This is a genomic window from Xanthomarina maritima (genome assembly GCF_008084905.1).
Lineage (GTDB): Bacteria > Bacteroidota > Bacteroidia > Flavobacteriales > Flavobacteriaceae > Xanthomarina > Xanthomarina maritima.
The window spans coordinates 13,511-29,967 of sequence record NZ_VSFC01000023.1; the positions used below are offsets into that span (position 1 = coordinate 13,511).

At 30.5% G+C, this 16,457-nt stretch carries 17 protein-coding genes; 5 read left to right on the forward strand and 12 right to left on the reverse strand.

Annotated elements, in window-relative coordinates; all coding sequences use genetic code 11:
* From FVF61_RS04825 to FVF61_RS04860, 8 genes are all read right to left on the reverse strand, one after another.
* Nucleotides 1-1,134, reverse strand: a complete 1,134-nt coding sequence (locus FVF61_RS04825) for an efflux RND transporter periplasmic adaptor subunit (RefSeq protein WP_148453936.1) — start codon at nucleotides 1,132-1,134, stop codon at nucleotides 1-3.
* A gap of 112 nt (nucleotides 1,135-1,246) precedes the next feature.
* Nucleotides 1,247-1,819, reverse strand: a complete 573-nt coding sequence (locus tag FVF61_RS04830; RefSeq protein WP_148453938.1) for a pentapeptide repeat-containing protein — start codon at nucleotides 1,817-1,819, stop codon at nucleotides 1,247-1,249.
* 694 nt (nucleotides 1,820-2,513) lie between these two features.
* Entirely contained in the window at nucleotides 2,514-2,867 is a 354-nt protein-coding gene (rplS, locus tag FVF61_RS04835; protein ID WP_148453940.1) for a 50S ribosomal protein L19, read from the reverse strand.
* Nucleotides 2,868-2,986: 119 nt separating this feature from the next.
* Nucleotides 2,987-3,664, reverse strand: a complete 678-nt coding sequence (gene trmD / locus FVF61_RS04840) for a tRNA (guanosine(37)-N1)-methyltransferase TrmD (RefSeq protein WP_148453942.1) — start codon at nucleotides 3,662-3,664, stop codon at nucleotides 2,987-2,989.
* 138 nt (nucleotides 3,665-3,802) lie between these two features.
* Nucleotides 3,803-4,240, reverse strand: a complete 438-nt coding sequence (locus FVF61_RS04845) for a GNAT family N-acetyltransferase (RefSeq protein ID WP_148453944.1) — start codon at nucleotides 4,238-4,240, stop codon at nucleotides 3,803-3,805.
* Between the two features lie 73 nt (nucleotides 4,241-4,313).
* Nucleotides 4,314-4,943: a tRNA (guanine-N1)-methyltransferase gene (locus FVF61_RS04850; protein WP_148453946.1), complete on the reverse strand. Its 630-nt coding sequence runs from the start codon at nucleotides 4,941-4,943 to the stop codon at nucleotides 4,314-4,316.
* 134 nt (nucleotides 4,944-5,077) lie between these two features.
* Complete coding sequence (locus tag FVF61_RS04855; protein WP_148453948.1) at nucleotides 5,078-6,526, reverse strand: glyceraldehyde-3-phosphate dehydrogenase; 1,449 nt, start codon at nucleotides 6,524-6,526, stop codon at nucleotides 5,078-5,080.
* 164 nt (nucleotides 6,527-6,690) lie between these two features.
* Nucleotides 6,691-8,100, reverse strand: coding sequence for a trypsin-like peptidase domain-containing protein (locus tag FVF61_RS04860; protein ID WP_148453950.1), 1,410 nt, complete (start codon nucleotides 8,098-8,100; stop codon nucleotides 6,691-6,693).
* 153 nt (nucleotides 8,101-8,253) lie between these two features.
* Here FVF61_RS04860 and dapF point away from each other — a divergent pair, with 153 nt between their 5' ends.
* The 5 genes from dapF (at nucleotide 8,254) to FVF61_RS04885 (ending at nucleotide 12,283) form a co-directional block, all read left to right on the forward strand.
* A complete protein-coding gene (gene dapF, locus FVF61_RS04865; protein WP_148453952.1) occupies nucleotides 8,254-9,033 on the forward strand; it encodes a diaminopimelate epimerase in 780 nt (259 codons plus the stop codon).
* Complete coding sequence (locus FVF61_RS04870; protein WP_148453954.1) at nucleotides 9,027-9,548, forward strand: GNAT family N-acetyltransferase; 522 nt, start codon at nucleotides 9,027-9,029, stop codon at nucleotides 9,546-9,548. The genes dapF and FVF61_RS04870 overlap by 7 nt, the downstream gene beginning before the upstream one ends.
* A 3-nt stretch (nucleotides 9,549-9,551) precedes the next feature.
* On the forward strand, nucleotides 9,552-10,595 hold the full coding sequence (gene mltG / locus FVF61_RS04875; RefSeq protein ID WP_148453956.1) for an endolytic transglycosylase MltG: 1,044 nt from the start codon (nucleotides 9,552-9,554) through the stop codon (nucleotides 10,593-10,595).
* 3 nt (nucleotides 10,596-10,598) lie between these two features.
* A complete protein-coding gene (locus tag FVF61_RS04880) occupies nucleotides 10,599-11,510 on the forward strand; it encodes a DUF2279 domain-containing protein (protein WP_233586698.1) in 912 nt (303 codons plus the stop codon).
* 179 nt (nucleotides 11,511-11,689) lie between these two features.
* Complete coding sequence (locus tag FVF61_RS04885; protein ID WP_148453958.1) at nucleotides 11,690-12,283, forward strand: peptidoglycan-binding protein LysM; 594 nt, start codon at nucleotides 11,690-11,692, stop codon at nucleotides 12,281-12,283.
* Between the two features lie 6 nt (nucleotides 12,284-12,289).
* Here FVF61_RS04885 and FVF61_RS04890 read toward each other — a convergent pair whose 3' ends face one another.
* The 4 genes from FVF61_RS04890 to dnaA all read right to left on the reverse strand — a co-directional run bounded on the left by FVF61_RS04890 (nucleotide 12,290) and on the right by dnaA (nucleotide 16,388).
* Nucleotides 12,290-13,006 (reverse strand): SAM-dependent methyltransferase, encoded by a 717-nt coding sequence (locus FVF61_RS04890; RefSeq protein WP_148453960.1) that lies wholly within the window; start codon nucleotides 13,004-13,006, stop codon nucleotides 12,290-12,292.
* Nucleotides 13,006-14,421 carry a PQQ-dependent sugar dehydrogenase gene (locus tag FVF61_RS04895; RefSeq protein WP_148453962.1) on the reverse strand — a complete coding sequence of 472 codons (1,416 nt, stop codon included), beginning with the start codon at nucleotides 14,419-14,421 and terminating at the stop codon, nucleotides 13,006-13,008. Before FVF61_RS04895 ends, FVF61_RS04890 begins: the two co-directional genes overlap by 1 nt.
* 71 nt (nucleotides 14,422-14,492) lie before the next feature.
* Nucleotides 14,493-14,948 (reverse strand): low molecular weight protein-tyrosine-phosphatase, encoded by a 456-nt coding sequence (locus FVF61_RS04900; protein ID WP_233586699.1) that lies wholly within the window; start codon nucleotides 14,946-14,948, stop codon nucleotides 14,493-14,495.
* A 12-nt stretch (nucleotides 14,949-14,960) separates the two neighbouring features.
* Nucleotides 14,961-16,388, reverse strand: a complete 1,428-nt coding sequence (gene dnaA, locus FVF61_RS04905; protein ID WP_148453964.1) for a chromosomal replication initiator protein DnaA — start codon at nucleotides 16,386-16,388, stop codon at nucleotides 14,961-14,963.
* Between the last annotated feature and the right edge of the window lie 69 nt (nucleotides 16,389-16,457).

The window sequence follows — 16,457 nt, forward strand, 5'->3', positions numbered from 1 at the left end:
TTATTGGTTATCTGTTGTAGTACTATTTTCAGAAAAAGGTTTTACTAGCATGCCAGAATATGCGCCAACTACAGGTTTAGCTAGAATAATTGTACCATCTGGAACATCTTTTAAAACGACTGTAGTTTCAGAATAAAAAATAGGTTTCACATTTATAATATCAAGGACACTATCTTTTACTATAAAAATCTGATCACCATCAAGCATTAAATTTCTACTAATCTCTATGGCGTTTTGTTCTTCTTTAGCATTTAAGTTTGCTTCCAGATACATGCCTTCTTTAAGGCGTTCATCTATAACTTCGATATATGCAGTAATGGTTTGAGTTGTAGCATCTATACTAGCATTTACTCTAGATATTTCACCTTTAAAATTCTCGGTATGTTCTATATTTTGCAGTTCTACTTCTTCACCTACTCTTAAAAGACTAGCATAAGATTTACTTAAGGCTATTTCCATTTCATAGACAGAAGGATCGATATATTCGCCTAGTTTTTGACCACTTCTAATTAATGCACCTTCATTTGTTAAAGCTTCCGTTAGTGTACCATTAAATGGAGCTGTTATATTATACTTAGCTAAGCGTTGTTCTAAATTCTTAACATTGTAATAATTGGTAACAATCCCTCTTCCTGTTATAAAATAATTTTCTTTTTCTGAAGTCATTTCTGGTAGTTGAGGTGTTGTTTTATTTAAATCAAAGCTATTTAAATAGGTTTGCCATTTCTGAAACATATTAGGAAAATCTAACCTTAAATCTGGCATAATAGCAGCAATTGTATTGTAAAGATTACTTTTTGCAGATTGAACACTTGCATAGTATTCTGAAGCATCAATACGTATCAACGTTTCACCTTTATTATAATGTTGTCCTGGCTTAAATAATTTTTTTCCAGACCTAAAAACTCCTTGAACTTCGGCATATAATTCCACACGTTGCTTAGCAACCAAACTACCATTGGCTGGGATTAAAATGGGAATTGTTTTGTTTTTAACGGTATCTATATATATAGTTTTTACAACCTTTTCTACAACTGGTTTAGGCTTCGTTTTGTTATCTATTAATTGTTTTGCAAAAAATATAGAGGCTAGTATAAGTAACACTCCAATAATTGATAGTATAATATTACGCATTAGGTTATATATAAGTCTGGTTTATAAGACTACAAAGCTATCTGTAAGTTTAATTTATGAGTCTTAAAAAAATCATAAAAAAGTAGATATTTTATAAAGCAATTGTGTTTGCTTATTCAATAATCAGGTTATAACTACTTAATAAATCTAAAACATTATCTTTTGAAAACTTTGCATATTTTAAATTGTTGCTTTCCAGATTAATACTTAAGTTTTTTGACGAAGTAAAATCTGTATGTTGCAAATTAGTAGTTTCAAAAATAGTTAGATGTAAATTGCAATCTATAAATTTAGAGTAGGATAGGTCTGCTTGAGAAAAATCGGTTTGTTTTAATGAACAAGATTCGAATTGAGTTTTCTTTAATTTGAGATTGTTAAAAGACGAGAGATTTAATTGGCATTTATTAAAAGAAACAGATAATAAAAATGGATTGCAATTGTTAAATAAAACACCTAATATTTTACAATCTTTAAATAGAATATCTTTAAAAGTGGTGTCTTTAACTTTTATAGAGCTTAAATTGCAGTCTATAAATTCACATTCAATAAAAGAAATATATGACAAATATGAATTTGAAAAGTTACAGTTTATAAATGTGCAATTATCATATTCAGCTTTAGAAAGTTCTTTTTTAGTAAAATCTATTTTTGTAAATGTTTTATCTAAAATAAGTGGAAGGTTCATTGTTAAAGCAGAATTTAAAGAAATTCAAAGATAGTAAGTTTATATAAAAACAAAAGCCATATCACAATAGATTGAAATCTATGTCTGACATGGCTTTCTTTGAAAGAGTTTCACGTGATCTAATCTAGCATTGCTACTAAATAGTATAAAATTTACATTTATACGTTTCAATTCAAGTGTTGCTATTTCAAAAGAAACATTCGTTAGTGCAACTTTCAAAATGTATTGACATGTTGCCGAATAGTTTCTAGTTTAATTGCTTTTCTTGATGATTTACTTAGTGTACGTCGCTTTCACGATTTACACCTTGCAATCCATTGCTTCCTATTCTAGTACTTACTTTCACTTATACCATTTTTGGAAACTTTCAACTTTTCTAGTTTTTGTCTGCCAAAACATACAACACTTTTAAAAGTATCATGATCTTTCAGTTAAACACGCATACACCTGCCACTTTAAAATCTCAAAAAACAATTATGATAAAGAACGTTACTTTATTGGTCTTATAACAAATTCATTTTCATGAAACCAACCAAAGTTGCTTATAATTCCTTCTGCTAAAATAGGTAAAGAATTTAAAAAATCAATAAAATTAATAGGTTAGATATCAACCATTTATAAACTAGAGTTATTAACTTTTGTTAATAAAAAAAGCCCTGTATTTACAGGACTTTTCAATGTTATTAAACGTTTATTAACGTTTGATACTTTCTTTAATTCTTGCTTTTTTACCAGTAAGACCTCTGAAGTAATAGATACGAGCTCTACGAACACTACCTTTTTTATTCACTTCAATTTTTTGTAAGGCTGGCATGTTTACAGGTATAATACGTTCTACACCTACAGTTCCTGACATTTTTCTAATAGTAAATGTTTCAGAAGCTCCAGTACCTCTTTTTTGAATAACTACACCTCTAAAAAACTGAGTACGAACTTTTTCTCCTTCTCTAATTTCATAGTAAACTGTAATTGTGTCTCCAGCGCTAAACTCTGGAAAATCTTTTTTTGTTACAAACTCGTCTTGAACAAATTTCACTAAAGATTCCATATCTTTAAATTTAATTATAATTAATTCGAAACAACATTCACGATTCTCGCCAGAGGTTAATCCGAAATTGGCTGCAAAGATAGTTAATAATTAATAATGAACAATTAATAATTATTTTTTTATTCATTTAATAAATCAGGACGTCTTTTTTTAGTGTGCTCGTAAGCTTTTTCTTCTCGCCATTTTTCAATTTCAGGGAAGTTTCCACTAAATAACACTTCTGGAACTTGCCAACCTTTGTAGTCTCTTGGTCTTGTATAAATTGGAGGCGCTAATAAATTATCTTGAAAAGAATCTGTTAAAGCAGAAGTTTCATTGCCTAAAACTCCTGGTATCAGTCTGATTACAGCATCGCATAACACAGCAGCACCAAGTTCTCCTCCAGAAAGCACATAATCTCCAATAGAAATTTCTCGAGTTATAAAATGGTCTCGTACACGTTGATCAACCCCTTTATAATGACCACAAAGAATAATGATGTTCTCTTTTAAGGATAACTGATTAGCAATTCCTTGATTTAAGGTTTCGCCATCTGGAGTCATATAAATCACTTCGTCGTAATCCCTTTCAGATTTTAATTTTGTGATGCACTTATCTATTGGTTCTACCATCATAACCATTCCTGCACCACCACCAAACTGGTAATCGTCTATGGTTTTATAATTGTCTGTTGTAAAATCCCTTAAATTATGAAAGTGAACTTCCACTAATTCGGCTTCAATAGCTCGCTTTAAAATGGAAGCCTCAAACGGACTTTTAAGTAATTCTGGTAAAACGGTTATAATATCGATACGCATGATAAGACTTTAGAACTGCAAATATACTTGAAATGTTTTAGGAATTTTTGGGTTTGGCAAGGGAAGTTTTGATATGTCTTGATAAGATTTTCTAGATAGGCAGTTAAAGTAGTTCGCTTATTTTTTCATTAAATCTAGTTATTTGTTAGTCCAAAAGAAATGCAAGTCGGCATCTTTTTTAAAACCCAAACGTTGGTATAAATGCTGGGCAGGATTGTTTGACGCAGTTTGAATAGCCAAACCTTTTAGATTGTTTTTTTTGCAATAGTTTTTTGCTTCATTAATAAGTGCTTCTCCAATGCCATGTCCTCTAAAATTAGCATCTACAAATAAATCGTTTAAAAGACACATAGCTTCCATAGATACTGATGAAAACAAAGGAAACAATTGGGTAAATCCAACGGCAACATTTTCTAAATAAGCTATAAAAATTTCAGAATCCTTATTTTTTAATCTTTTAAACAGAAAATGTTTTTCAGCTAAAAGATTAGAATCTTGTTTATAGAATACCCGATAGCTATCAAATAATGGAATTAAATGGTCTAAGTGTTCTATTTGTGCTCTTATAATAGTCATAAAAAAAAATCTGTAAATGTGAATTTACAGATTTTAATTTATACTTTGATAAGCTTAGTGTATCAATTTGATATTAGTTTAATTTTTGTTTATTTAATTCGTCTTGTAATTGTCGTCTAACTTTTTGTTCTCGCTCTAGAGCAGAACGTCTGTGTTCTTCAAATTCTTCTTCAATTTCTTCAAGAGCCGTTTTTGCCTCTTTAGTAATTAGATGACTGCTCTTAAATTTATATATAAAAAATATTAAAAATGCCAGTAAGCCAGTAATAATAGACCACATTAATACATTGTAACTAGACTTGCTCATTTGCAATCCAAACAAAGACATGTTGTTTTTTTCGTTAGTTGTTTTATCTAAAGAAGATTGTGTATTTGAAAGATTTATTTTTAAATCTGTTATTTCTTTAGCTTGTGCATCAACAATAGCTTGAGTGTCTGCTAAATCTTTTCGAAAGGTATTTAAAGAATCGTTAGCATGTGCTTGTAAAGTTGTAAGCATACTACGTTTAACAGCTTCATACATAGAACCATTTGTACCTCTAAAATCACCAGATTTTTTAAGAACATATTCGAATTGATTGTTAATGGTACTGTTATTTAAAGATAGTTCATCATCTTCTTCGGTAGTTTCGGTTTGAGCATGTAAGGTGGTGAAACCAGATAACATTAATAAGGTAATGGTAAAAATTTTAAATGCTTTCATTAGGCTTTGTCAGGTTTTGTTGTTTACGAAAATAATAAATTAAGTTAATTATTGTTAGATAATAATTAAAAAGCCTCACGAATGCGAGGCTTTTTTATATACGAGTAAAATTTTATTTTAGATGTTTTAATCTATTAATAATATGTAAAACGTCTTACTTTGGCTATATACTTAGCTAATCTGATTACCTGATGACTGTAGCCATATTCGTTATCGTACCAAATATATAATAAGACATTTTTACCATCTTTTCTAACAATGGTTGCTTTACTATCGTAGATAGCTGGAGCAGAACTTCCAACAATATCACTAGAAACAAGCTCATCACTTAATTCATATTTAATCTGCTCAACTAAGTTTCCTTCAAGAGCTGCTTTTTTAATAATGGCATTAATACCTTCAAGAGATGTTTCTTTTTCTAACTCTAAACATAATATGGCTAAAGAACCATTTGGTACAGGAACACGAATGGCATTTGAAGTTAATTTTCCTTCCAAAGCAGGTAATGCTTTAGCAACTGCACTTCCAGCACCAGTTTCAGTAATAACCATGTTTAATGCTGCTGCACGTCCACGACGGTATTTTTTGTGAAAATTATCTACTAAATTCTGGTCGTTTGTATAAGCATGAATGGTTTCTAGATGTCCACTTTTAACACCAAGAGAATCTTCTACTGCTTTTAAAATTGGAGTAATAGCGTTGGTTGTACATGACGCTGCAGAAAAAATATCTACTATATCAGGATTATTTTCTAACTGATTTACACCATGAACAATATTTGGAACTCCTTTTCCAGGAGCAGTTAATAACACTTTATCTACACCTTTAGAATTTAAATGCCTGCTTAAAGCTTCTTTATCTCTAAAAGCTCCAGTATTATCAATTACTAAGGCATTATTAATTCCGTATTTAGTATAATCAATATCTTCAGGGTTATTTGCTGAAATAATATTAACTGTTGTTCCATTAATAATTAAGGCTGAGTTTTTTAAGTCGGCAACAACAGTTCCAGAGAAATCTCCATGAACAGAATCGTTACGTAAAAGAGAAGCTCTTTTTTCTAAAACCGTTTGATCTATGGCTCCACGAGTAACAATAGCTCTTAAACGTAATTGACTTCCTTTTCCAGTACGAGTCATTAACTCACGAGCAACTAAACGACCAATTCTACCAAAACCGTAAAGAACTACATCTTTAGGTTTAATAGCATCGTCTTTATGTGCATCTTTTAATTTGTCTGCAACAAAAGCAAGTGCATTGCTGTATTTTTTCTCTTCTAAATGATATTCAAACGTTAATTTACCAATATCTAATTTAGCAGGAGGTAAGTCTAACGTTTGAATGGCTTGAGCAATTTCAACAGAATCGAAAATAGAAATTGGTTTTTGAACAAATTCGCCAGCATATTCGTGTAAGTTTAAAATTTGGCTTACGTTTCTATCGATTAATTGATTTCTAAAAAGCACCAATTCAATAGATTTGTCGTACCAAAGATCGCTTACAATTTTAATAAATTCAACTGTTGCTTTTCTTCTATCTGCTTGAAAAGCTAATTCGTTTTCATAAGTCTCATTAAAACTCATAATATTTAAATTTTAGTGTGTTGTTAATATTTTTCAACTTGGCAAAATGCCCTCTTGAATTTGGTTGCAAAAATAAGATATTTAAGTTGTATTTAAACTCCTTTTATTAAATAAAAAATCCTTCAGATTTTTCTGAAGGATTGAAAATCTATTTCTTAGCAAAATTATTTAAAATTATAGCGTTCTATCTCACCTCTTGAATTAATAAGCTCAATACGCATAGGCTCATAAGGAGATTTGTTTCTAATTATTTCTTGGACATCATCTACATTATTCACCTTCATATTATTAATTGCAGTTACAATGTTTCCTTCGTCTACACCATTTGCTCTTAAATATTTAGAATAGTTTTCTCCTAATCTTGATATTTTAACTCCATTAGTTGCATTATATTTTTTAAGCTCTTCTTTTGATGCATTTCTTACCATACCAAATTGAGGAATAGTGTACGATTGGTTTCTAGTTAATGTAACAGGAATTTTTTTCATATTTCCTTGTCTTAATATCGAAACTTCAACAACATCATCTGGACGTTTTGTACTTAAATAACCAGATAAGTCTGAAAATTTAGAAATCTTTACATGATCAATTTTTTTAATAATATCTCCAGATTCTAATCCTGCTAAATCTGCTCCAGACTGTTCTTCTACGGTGTCTATGTAAAAGCCTTCAGTTTCATTTAGGCTCAATTTCTCAGCAAAACCACTATTTAAAGCACCACCAGTTACACCTAAAATACCATTTTGAACGTTTCCATATTCTATAATATCTTGAACTACTTTTTTAGCTATATTACTCGGTACAGCAAAAGAATATCCAATATAAGAACCAGTTTGCGATGAAATGGCTGTATTTATACCAATTAAATCTCCATTAGAATTAACAAGAGCACCACCAGAATTTCCTGGATTTACAGCAGCATCAGTTTGTATAAAAGATTGTGTATTCTTACCAAACAAATCTCTTGATTTAGCACTAATTATTCCAGCAGTTACAGTAGAAGTTAAGTTAAAAGGATTTCCAACAGCCAAAACCCATTCACCAATTTTTGCTTGATCGCTATCTCCAAAAGTAGTAAAAGGTAAATCTTCTTCAGCATCAATTTTTAACAACGCAATATCTGTTTTATCATCTGTTCCTATAATTTCAGCCTGATATGTTCTATTGTCATTTAAAGTGACAGAAAGTTCTCTAGAACCGTCAATCACGTGGTTGTTTGTAATAATATATCCATCAGGTGAAATAATGACTCCAGAACCTGTTCCAACTTGATATCTTTGTGGAGATCTTCCGTAGAATAAATCTTCAAAGGTCATTTGTCCTGAATTTCCTAAAGAGGTACTTTTAACATGAACTACAGAATGTATTGTTTTATCTGCAGCCATTGTAAAATCAATACTACTTTCAGGTAAAAAAGACCTGTTTGTTGTATTGTTTACAGGAATGGCAAATGGTAATTCGTTAGTTTGTGATGTCTGAATAGCTTGATCTTTTTCAAGGAATATTTTGTAGGTAGTTAGAGTAATAGCTCCACCTAACACTGAAACTAAAACTAAAGTTAAAATCTTATTCATTATTTATTAGGGTTTTAGGGTTTGTAATCTATTAACGATTAAAATTAATTTTTTATTGAATTTGATTTTAAGTTTTAACTATTTTTAACGTCTATTTTAACGACTATTTAACATGACAATAAACCATGTTTAATTCATATATTTGCCAAGTCTATGAAACTTACATTTTACAAATATCAAGGAACTGGTAATGATTTTGTGATGATTGATAATCGTCAACAAATATTTGACAAAAATAACACCAAGCTAGTAGCTGAATTGTGTGACAGACGATTTGGTATTGGAGCAGATGGTCTAATTCTGTTGGAAAATCATCCAAAATTAGATTTTAAAATGGTCTATTATAATGCCGATGGTAATGAAAGTTCCATGTGTGGAAATGGTGGACGATGTATTACAGCTTTTGCTAAACAATTAGGAATTATTAAAAACAAGGCTTCTTTTGAAGCTATAGATGGTTTGCATCATGCTATTGTTGAAAATGACATAATAAAATTGCAAATGCAAGATGTTGTTTCTGTTGAAAATCATCAAGACCATGTGTTTTTAAATACAGGCTCTCCACATCATGTGCAATTAGAAAGTAATTTAAAGGAATTGGCAATAAAAGAAGTTGGTCCAAAAATTCGATATGGACAGCCATATAATGAAGCAGGAGCCAACGTTAATTTTGTAAACAAACTATCTGAAAATATTTTTCAAGTAAGAACTTATGAGCGCGGTGTAGAAGATGAAACTCTTTCCTGTGGTACTGGAGTTACTGCTGTAGCAATTGCTATGTTTGAAATTGGAGAAACTAAAAGCAATTTAGTAACTCTCCAAACAGAAGGAGGAAAACTACAAGTAACTTTCGAAAAGCAGAATGATATTTTTAGAAATATATGGCTTATTGGTCCAGCAATTCATGTTTATAAAGGGACTATTACATGTTAACACTAAAAGGAAAACATATTTATTTAAGAGCTTTAGAACCAGAAGATTTAGAGTTTATTTATGCCATAGAAAACGATGAATCTATTTGGGAATTAAGTTGTACTCAAACACCTTACTCTAAATTCTTAATTAAACAATACTTGGAAAATGCTCATAAAGATATTTATGAAGTTAAACAATTACGATTGGTTATATCTAATTATAGTGATATAGCTCTAGGCATGATTGATCTTTTTGATTTCGATTTTAAAAACAGTAGAGCAGGAGTAGGCATTCTTATTAAAGAAACTTCTGAAAGACAAAAAGGTATTGGCAACGAAGCTTTAAGCTTGTTGCTTGATTATTGTAAATCATATTTAAATTTGCATCAATTATATTGTAATATTTCTGAAGAAAATGAGGCAAGTTTAAAACTGTTTTCAAAGCATAGGTTTCAAATTATAGGATTAAAAAAAGATTGGAACTATGTAAATGGTTCTTATAAAAACGAATATTTACTTCAACGTATTAATTAACACATGTATTTTAAAAAAATTCTTTGGGCAATAGCCTTATTAGGTTTAATAGTAGCTGGGTTGTTTTCTTATTATATCTACGGAGTCATGCTGGATAAGAACACAGCTTTTAATAATGAGGAAGCTTTTATATATGTTCAAACAAACGCTACATATGAAGATGTCAGAGAACAATTAAAACCACTTTTAAGAGACATTGAAACATTTGATGCTTTAGCCAAGCAGAAAAAATATATTGAAAATATTAAAGCTGGACGGTTTGTTATTAAAAAAGGAATGAATAATAATGATATTATTAATTCTATACGAAGTAATAACTTACCTATTAAATTGGCTTTTAATAACCAGCCTAATTTAAAAGCTCTTGCAGGAAGAGTTTCTATGCAAATTGAAGCAGATAGCTTAAAGTTAGTTGAATTAATGAATGATGAAGCTTTTTTAGCTGAAAACTCATTTAATAAAGCTACAGCATTGGGAATGTACATTCCAAATAGCTATGAATTTTTCTGGAACACATCCTCTATAGAATTTAGAGAAAGAATGTTAAAAGAATTTAATCGTTTTTGGAATGATAGTAGAATAGCAAAAGCAAAAGCTATTGGACTAACTAAAAACCAAGTCATGACTTTAGCATCTATTGTTCATGAAGAGTCTAAACAAGCAAGCGAACAACCAAGAATAGCAGGTGTTTATTTAAATAGATTAAGAATTGGTATGCCATTACAAGCAGATCCAACATTAAAATTTGCAGCTTATCAATTACCTCAATATCAAAACACAGTTATTAAAAGAGTTTTAAATATTCATAAAGACATAGATTCTCCATATAATACTTACATGTATGCAGGATTACCTCCAGGGTTAATTACTATGCCTGATATTTCGGCTATAGATGCTGTTTTAAATCCCGAAACACATACATTTCTTTATTTTGCTGCAGATGCAAAAAAATTAGGATATCATAAGTTTGCTAAAACATTAAGTGAGCATAATGCCAATGCAAGAGAGTATCAAAGATATCTATCTTCACAAGGAATAAATAAATAAACTTTGAAGCAATATATTAAACATACCATTGTAGCTTGTTTAATAGCTTGTAGTTCATTTTCTCAAAGTAGAATAAATAATTTTTTTACACCTAGTGACACTTTAAATAAACCAAGAAGAAATTTAGTAGTCATTTCGGAAGCATCTCTAGCAGCTTTAACTTTAGTTGGATTAAATCAGCTATGGTATGCAGATTATCCAAAGTCTAAATTCCATACATTAAATGACAATAACGAATGGCTGCAAATGGATAAAATTGGACATGTGTATTCATCATATCAACTAGGAAGAATAGGTGCCAATATGTTAGCTTGGAGTGGTGTTCGTAAAAAAGATCAATTAATTTATGGTTCAACTATTGGTTTTGCATTTTTAACTGTTGTTGAAGTTTTTGATGGTTTTTCAGAAGAATGGGGATTTTCTTGGGGAGATATGGCAGCCAATATAGCAGGAACCGGATTATTTGTTGGCCAAGAATTACTTTGGAATGAACAACGAATAACATTAAAGTATTCATTTCATCAAACAAAGTATGCTTCACAAAATCCAGATAAATTAGGTGATGGCTTATCTCAAGAGTTTTTAAAAGACTATAATGGACAGACTTATTGGTTGAGTTTAAATTTACATTCTTTTTTTAAAGATAGTGGTATTCCAGTATGGTTAAATGTAGCCTTTGGTTATGGAGCTGAAGGTTTGATTTCTGGTACAAATGAGACAGAGGATGTAGTAAATACAGATCAAAACCCATATAGACAATATTACTTTAGTTTGGATATTGATTTAACAAGAATTAAAACAAATTCTCATGTTTTAAGAACTATTTTTGACGTTTTTAACGTTATAAAAGTGCCATTTCCAGCCTTGGAGTTTAACGAAGAAAATGGCATAAAGCTTCATGGAATCTACTTTTAGGAGCACTTAATCGATTAATTTTCAGATATTAAAAAAAGATGCTATCTTTGCATGCTCAAATTTTCAAGTAAATCTCTCATGGATTTTTACTGAAGAAATTTAAAGATATGATAAAAAATATTGGAAGTTACTTAGCCCTATCGCTTACAATATGTTTCTTATTGTTCGGATCTATTTATATGAATAAATCGATCAAAGCGAAAAACTACACATCTCCAAGATATGCATTTAATAATGTTAGTCATGGTGAAGTATCTCAAGACAATTTATTTCCAATCCACGAGCCTATAGCAGAATTCAGTCCTACATTAGGAAAATCTTTTATAGGATTTAAAGAAGCTTTAGGATTTAAAGAATCTGGAGGAGACTATTTTACAGTTAATTCTTTTGGATATTTAGGAAAGTATCAATTTGGAAAGGAAACTTTAAAAATGATTGGAATTTATAATCCAGTTCATTTTCTAAAAAATCCTGAATTACAAGAAAAAGCATTTATAGCAAATGCAGAACGTAACAAATGGATTTTAAGAAAAGACATTAAACGTTTCTCTGGTAAAGTTGTTAATGGAACTAAAATTACTGAATCTGGAATTTTAGCAGCAGCACATTTAGCTGGAGCTGGAAATGTAAAAAAATACCTAAGAAGTTATGGTAAAACTGGTTTTTCTGATGCTTATGGGACGTCTGTCTCTTACTATATCAAAAAGTTTTCTGGTTACGATACTTCAAAAATTAAACCAAATAGAAAAGCTAAAGTTAAACTAACTATTTAATTACAGCTATTCTTTGTGAATAATAAATAGCGTAGGTCTTTTATGAAAGTCTACGCTATTTTTTTTCCATTCATTAACTGTTTGTGTTTTAATATACTCACTTGGAAGAGTAATATCGCAAGCAACACAGACCAATGTGTGATCGTTCAAAGAAACACAGATGTCTTCTAACATTTTGTTGTTTCTGTAAGGTGTTTCAATAAATGCTTGTGATTGATTTTGGTTAACTGATAATTGTTCTAATCGTTTTAATTCTTTTCTTTTTTCAGCTTTATCAATTGGTAAATAACCATTAAAAGCAAAACTTTGGCCATTCATTCCAGAACTCATTATAGCCATAATAATAGAAGAAGGTCCAACTAAAGGAACCACTTTTATGTTTTTTTTATGAGCTTCTTTTACAACGTCTGCTCCAGGATCTGCTATTGCAGGACAGCCAGCTTCAGAAAGTAAGCCTACATTTTTTCCTAGCAAACAAGGATCTAAAAATGAAGGTATTTCATTTGGATCTGTAAATTTATTTAAATGAAACATTTGTAATGTAGACTGTTTTTTGCTTGGTTTTATTTTTTTTATAAACCGTCTAGCTGTTTTTTCATTCTCTACAATATAGACATCTACTTGTTCTATAATTTTTTTAACTGAAATGGGTAACACCTCTAAAGGTTCTGTTTCACCAAGAGTGGTAGGTATTAAATAAAGCTTTCCTATTTGGGTAGTCATTAATTTATGATGAGTTTGTTGATTTTTTTAGAACTAGTGTCTGATAATAATTCAATTAAATAAAATCCTTTAGCCATATTCTCTATAGAAACATTCACAGATGATTCCATGTTTTTAGAAATTGATTTAATTAACTTTCCTTGTAAGTTGTAAATATTGATAGTTTCAATCGATATTTTAGTATTGGTAAATTGAATCGTAAATTGATTTGTTGCTGGATTCGGGAAAATTTTAACATCAAACAACGTATTTTCATCAACACTTAAATTAGGCTCATTAATTTTAAAAATATCTCCAGAATCTATTCCAGCGACATAGATTTCACCTTCAACATCTTCTCCAAAAGCAGTCCATCCATTGCCATTATATGGTTCTGTAAAGGTCATATTCCAAGTTCCTTCATCGTTTTCAAGAATTCCAATTTCATCGCTACAATAATCTGCAAAAAAGTATAAGCCATTTAAGTTTGGTTGAGCTGTTCCTCTATACCTGTAACCACCAGTAATTGAACATTTAAAATTACCACTAGAAGAATGTGTGTAAAAGGCAATTGGAAAAGTTAAATCGTTAGTATTAGCAGGACAGTCGCCAGAAGTGTTGTAAACTTGATTTCCTTCGTAACATCTCCAGCCATAATTAACACCTGCTTGATCTGACGTTACCATATCAATTTCTTCTATTTGACCTTGGCCAACATCGCCAATCCAAAGGTCTTGTGTTTGTCTGTCAAACGAAAATCGCCAAGGATTTCTTAAACCGGAAGCCCATATTTCTGGTAAAGCATTAGGTTCTTCAGTATTAGGATAAGGGTTGTCTGCAGGAATAGCATAATTATTCCCACCATCAGAATTATCTACATTTATTCGAAGCATTTTTCCTAGTAAAGTTGTTAAATCTTGAGCTCGATCTCCAGGGTCACCACCAGAGCCTCCATCACCAAGACCTATATATAGATAGCCATCGTTGCCAAATGCTAAATCTCCGCCATTATGATTGGAATAAGGTTGTGTTATAGTAAGTAAAATTTCTTCAGTACTATCATCTGCTACGTTAGAATCTGGTGGATTTGTAATAAATCTAGAAACAACCGTATTTCCACTATTATTTATATAGTTAACAAAGAAAAAACCATTTGAGTTATATTGAGGGTGGAATGCTAGTCCAAGTAAGCCACGTTCACCACTACTTAAAACTCTTGGATCAATATTAATAAAGGGTGTTGCTTCGGTAGTGCCATCAGAATTTACAATTTTAATAATTCCTCCTCTTTCTACAACAAAAAGTCTACTATCTCCAGCATGTTTTATGCTTACTGGATTTGTAAAGCCAGAAGCAAACATTTCTAATTCTATATCTTGTGAAAATAGAAAATAAGGCAGTAAAAAAAGGAACAAGAAATTAGTAATTTTTTTCATTTTGATTGTTTTGATGAATTTTAGTACAAATTACAAAAAAACAAGTAGAATACTAAATTTATGAATTTCAATTAATTAAGTAGTTTTTTTGCAATTTCAGTGCAAGCTTCATCTAACATTTTATAAGTGCTTTCAAAGCCCTGAATGCCACTAGTATAAGGGTCTGGTACATCATAATCCTGATCAGGGTATATTTCATTAAGAATCATTTTAACTTTTTCAATGTCCTTTTCGTTTCTGGCTAAACGTATAACATTTTCATAGTTAGAGCTGTCCATGACATAGATAACATCAAATGTTTCAAAATCAGTATTAGAGAATTGTCTGCCTCTTTGATTTGAAATATCTAAGCCATATTTTTTGGCAACTTTAATAGAACGATTATCTGGTGAACTTCCAATATGATAGTCTCCTGTTCCAGCAGAATCTATAGTAAAACTGTCTGAAGGTAATTTGGATTTTAGTATACCTTCAGCTAATGGCGAACGGCAAATGTTGCCCAAGCAGACCATTAGTATTTTAGTCATAATTAAATAAATTTATACAGATAGCTTTTTAGATAAATCTTCAACGTATTTTCTAAATTGTTTATCTGTTGAAGTTAAGTTGTCTACTGTTTTGCATGCATGTAATACAGTTGCGTGATCTCTTTTTCCTATTTGAGAACCAATGCTAGCTAAAGAGGCTTTGGTTAGCTTTTTAGCAAAAAACATAGCTAATTGTCTAGCTTGAACGATGTGGCGTTTTCTAGTTTTAGATTGTAAAGTGTCTATATCCATTTGGAAGTAATCTGAAACTACTTTCTGAATATAATCTATAGAAACTTCACGCTTCGTATTTTTAACAAATTTCTCAACCACTTGTTTCGCTAACTCAATGGTAATTTCTTTTTTGTTAAAAGAGGATTGCGCAATTAATGAGATGATAGCGCCTTCTAATTCACGAATATTAGATTTAATATTCTTGGCTACATATTCAACAATATCATCAGGCATTTCAACGCCATCACGATATAATTTGTTTTTTAAGATAGATACACGTGTTTCAAAATCTGGACTTTGCAATTCTGCAGATAGTCCCCATTTAAATCTAGATAATAAACGTTGCTCAATATCTTGCATGTCTACAGGAGCTTTATCACTAGTTAAAATAACTTGCTTTCCATTTTGATGTAAATGGTTGAAAATATGGAAGAATACATCTTGAGTACCAGTTTTTCCTGAAAGGAACTGAACATCATCAATAATAAGTATATCTATTATTTGATAAAAATGTATAAAATCGTTTCTGTTATTCTTTTTTACAGAATCTATATATTGTTGTGTAAACTTTTCAGCTGAAATGTATAAAACTGTTTTCTCTGGATATTTATCTTTAATATCCACGCCAATAGCGTGAGCTAAATGTGTTTTTCCTAATCCAACACCACCAAAAATTAAAAGAGGATTGAATGATGTCCCTCCTGGTTTTGATGCCACAGCTAATCCTGCGCTTCTGGCTAATCTGTTAGAGTCTCCTTCTAAAAAGTTTTCAAAATTATAATTAGGATTTAATTGAGATTCAATTTTTACATTTCTAATACCTGGAATTACAAACGGATTACGTAATTCTGGGCTTTTATTGTTTAAAGGAATATCTACATCCTGAGCTTTTACAGCTGATCTATTAGAACTTGGAATTCTCTCAGTAAAAGGTTGTTTGTTGCCATAGGTGTTTTCCATTTTAATAATGTAAACAAGTTTGGCAGTTTCGCCTAGTTCTTTTGTAAGAGCAACTTTAAGTATTTTAACATAGTGTTCTTCGAGCCATTCATAAAAGAATTTACTAGGCACTTGAATGCTTAAAGAATTTTCTGAAAGTTTTACTGCTAAAATGGGTTCAAACCATGTTTTGTAGGCTTGTGGCTGAATGTTATCCTTTATGAAGTCAAGACAATTATTCCATACCGTTTGCGCAGTTACACTCATTATTGATTTTAAAATTTACTAGTTAGTTACTGTAAGAGAAATGGAATTCTCTTGATGATTTTATAGCTT